At 57.2% G+C, this 3,579-nt stretch carries 3 protein-coding genes and 1 pseudogene; 1 reads left to right on the top strand and 3 read right to left on the bottom strand.

Translation table 11 applies throughout. The features are described from left to right. A pseudogene (locus JS541_RS14510) lies at positions 1–213 on the top strand (hypothetical protein); the annotation flags it as partial. A 150-nt stretch (positions 214–363) separates the two neighbouring features. Here the strand turns inward: JS541_RS14510 and JS541_RS14505 are convergent. From JS541_RS14505 to JS541_RS14495, 3 genes are all read right to left on the bottom strand, one after another. After that, positions 364–1,653: an AAA family ATPase gene (locus JS541_RS14505; RefSeq protein ID WP_214375195.1), complete on the bottom strand. Its 1,290-nt coding sequence runs from the start codon at positions 1,651–1,653 to the stop codon at positions 364–366. A 231-nt stretch (positions 1,654–1,884) separates the two neighbouring features. Beyond that, positions 1,885–2,454 carry an ImmA/IrrE family metallo-endopeptidase gene (locus JS541_RS14500; RefSeq protein WP_338023683.1) on the bottom strand — a complete coding sequence of 190 codons (570 nt, stop codon included), beginning with the start codon at positions 2,452–2,454 and terminating at the stop codon, positions 1,885–1,887. A 771-nt stretch (positions 2,455–3,225) separates the two neighbouring features. Further along, a partial coding sequence (locus JS541_RS14495; protein ID WP_214375193.1) for an InlB B-repeat-containing protein occupies positions 3,226–3,579 on the bottom strand: 354 nt, incomplete at its 5' end.

Genomic DNA, 3,579 nt, shown 5'->3' with positions numbered 1-3,579 from the left:
GTTCATCAGGCGCTTGCTGGTTGCTTGTTTATCTTGGTCGAAAACATCCTACCCAGGAAGCGCTCTTCTCTTACTCCCTCAACGGCTCAACGACGAACCCACACCCACGAAAACAACACAAGCGCCATATTTGTTTTGCCGGGCCAGAAGAACGGCATACGACACCTCAACCTCCTGGAATCCCTCGCTGCAGACGGCGACCTCAAACCATAATCTGTTCGGCAGAGAAGAAGGCCGAGCTTTACGCCGGGCTTCTTGTGTCGGCCAACTCAGGAAACCCATCCGGGCAGGACGGGCCGGCGTTCACTTCTCGCCACACGCTGAAATGGACTAAAATGCCGTTCATCCGGAGCCGAAATAGCTTTATGACTCAACGTTCAGAACGGGATAAGATGCATCGAGAAAGGCCGTCGGGTCCCATAGCGCGGTGACGGGCAGTACCCATAGGTTGCCGGGCCATTTCATGATCGTATTGCCGGTGTAGATGAGGTATCCGCGGTGGAATCGGGGGTCTTTGGCGAGTTCCGCGAGTCCTTTGAAGTCGTCGCGGTTGACTTTCGCCGAGGACTTGACCTCGATGCCGACGAGGCGGTTCCGTCGTTGCATGACCAGATCGACTTCCTTGGGGCTGGAGCCGGGTTCTCGCCAGTAGAAGCAGTCGGGGTGCGTGGTCGACCATTGCACCGCCGGCACGATCTGGTTGGCTACGAACGATTCGAGCAGCCCGCCGTAGATGACGGGGTCGGTGAGCGGGTCCTTGCCTTTGGACAGGAGCGTTTGCACGCTCAATGACGTGTCGACCGGATGCAGTTTCGCGCGGGTGAACGCCTGGCGGTTCGGCGCGGTCTTGATGTTGGGCAGCGCGTGGATGAGGAAGCGGCGCATGAACACCCCGACGTAGCGTTCCACGGTGCGGCGGTCGAGCGCGAGCTGGTCGCCGGTTGCGCTGGCGTTGAGTATGCCGCCGGGCGAGCACAGGAGCCGGTCGAGGATCGTGCGGGCGATGACCGCGTCGAGTTTTTCACCGGGCAGGATCGTGTCGCCCAACACGGTTGAGATGTCGTCGGTTACGAGTCGTTCGCGTTCCCAGTCCTCGTATTCGTCGTATTGCGATGAGTATTCCGGGAATCCGCCCGCGGCCATCAGGCCGTACAGTGCGCTGCGGCCGATGCCGTTGTCGTAGTCCGTGTTCGGGACACCGTTCCACAGGCCGTCGACGATGCTGCGCGGTATGCCGAGTCGTTCGCGCTGTGTCAGTGGGCTCATGGCATAGCGTTGAGCGCGTCGGGCGAGTGGGTCTTGGCCGTCGAGGCCGCCGCGGTTGATGACCGCGCTGCCGGTGAGCAGGAATCGGATGCCGCCGGAGGGCATGGCGTCGACGATCTCCTTGATCTCGAGCGGCAGTTCGGCGATGCGCTGTGCCTCGTCGATGATGACCGGCGTGCGCAGTTCATTCAGCCATCCGCGCAGGTCGGCCGTGGCGAGATTGTAGGTGTTCTCGTCGGCTAGGGTCGTGTAGGCGAATCCTTGCGGCACTAGTTGCTCGCGGGCCATCATCGTTTTGCCGACCGCGCGTGCGCCTTCGAGGATCACGGTCTTGCGTCTCGCGTTGAGGATCGTCTCGGCCAGGGGTCGGGGAATGTAGTCTGTCATGTACATCATTTTATACTATTGATGTACAAAAAATAGTGCACTGAGCGTGCAAAAAAAATAGTTTTTTTCAAAGCTTCAGATTCATTCCGAGACTGAAGCCGAGACTGATTGTGATTATTCAGAGGTTTGAACACCGGGTGTTACACACGCTCAACCGGCCCACTTCCTATTAAACAGGCACAGAGCCCAACAGAAACAGATCACTCACTGATCCAAGCCTCGAGCAGGCCGTCATAGGCGTGCATGGACCTGACGCAGCAGGGACAGGCCATCGGAATAGGGCAGGCTTCCCCGGTCGACACCGTCCCGGATCATGCGCACGAATCTCGTGTCCAGATGGGAAGCGTTCGTCAGGTTCTGATTGCCGCCGGAACCGGCAGCCTCCGTATCCGTCACACGCCGTTCGCTCAGGGCGCGGATCAGACGCACGTCCTCGTCACTGGCCAAGCCAAGCTTACGGGCGTGAATCGTCAATGCCAAAGCGCTCAGACCGTACCTTTTCGCGCAATCATCCGCAATGTCCTGCACATGAGCACCATGCTCAGCCGCCTGCCTCCAGTACGCACGGAATTCCGCTTCGTCATCCACGACCGACAGGACGACGGCCTGGTTGATCTTGCGTTCGACGCCATTGCTGCTGTCAGTGGAGGAGTCGTTGTACACCTCATTGGAGCCAAGCAGCACGTGACCGATCTCATGCAGGAGAGAGAACAGCATCGCCGCATAGGAATCATTGCGATTGACGAAGATCAGAGGCACCACGTCATCCAACAGCACCACCTCGACCGGCCCACTTCCTATTGAACAGACACAGTCCCAGTCGGCATGCTCATCACAGGCCCATTTCCCGCCGGTTCGTAGAGCCGGCGATCAAAGCCAGTTACACACTTTCCGAGACAGTCCCCGTCTTGGGTGTCGAACCGACATCTGGCGCCTTTCACACTTCGGCGTGTCGGGCGATATCATGCGATTCTCGCACTCCTCCCCACTAATGACTTGGCTGCCGGACGCATGCGTTCAGCATGAGCAAGTCAGACGAGATACTTCACTACTTACCGATACTATTAACACTTTTTGCCGGTACCACGTCCCATATCTTGTTGCGCATATGGGGCATCATCGTCCAAACAATACAGCACGCTGCCGCTGACTTACCCGGCACTCTCTGCACCTCACTGATGAGCTTCTTCATCAAGAAACTCCTGTTTTCATTCATGAAAAAGATCTGGACCACCATCGACCGGTCGCTCCCGTCAACAGCGAAACACGCTAATCGAAAAACGAAAAGGCGAGGACGGCATCGAAAACACAAGTCCACAGCTCTCAACCGGCATGGTCGGAGATCTAGACGACGCTGAACTAGTAAAAACGGACGAATAGCGTGTGTAGACATAAGCTCGTATGGACTAACGAATCCTATCGAGGCACGGACAATCTGCACGACGTCACCTTAGGACAGGTGTAATTCACACACACCGAAATAGCGCCTATCTGTCCCGAAACGTATGAGGCGGACACGTCCACAGATTATATGTGAACATGGCCGCCTCATATAGTGCGATAGTTACTTATTCACTTGCGCTTGGTCCAGTGCGCGTACAGGGTGAAACTGTACCACACACCCTGCTTGTTGAAGTCGAACTTCCAACCACCCGACTTCTCCGTATACCAGCCATCGAACGAATAGCCGGAACGCGTCGGATTCTTCGGCTTGGCGGCCTTGCCGCCCTGCGCCACAGACTGCGCGGCAGCACCGGAACCACCATTACCATCAAACCGAACCGTGAACTTCGACGGCTGCTTGGTCCAGTGCGCGTACAGGGTGAAACTGTACCACACACCCTGCTTGTTGAAGTCGAACTTCCAACCACCCGACTTCTCCGTATACCAGCCATCGAACGAATAGCCGGAACGCGTCGGATTCTT

The organism is Bifidobacterium sp. SO1, assembly GCF_018555335.1.
Classification (GTDB): Bacteria; Actinomycetota; Actinomycetes; order Actinomycetales; family Bifidobacteriaceae; genus Bifidobacterium; species Bifidobacterium simiiventris.
The sequence above is the reverse complement of the archived record's forward strand: the minus strand, read 5'-3'. Positions and strand labels throughout refer to the sequence as shown.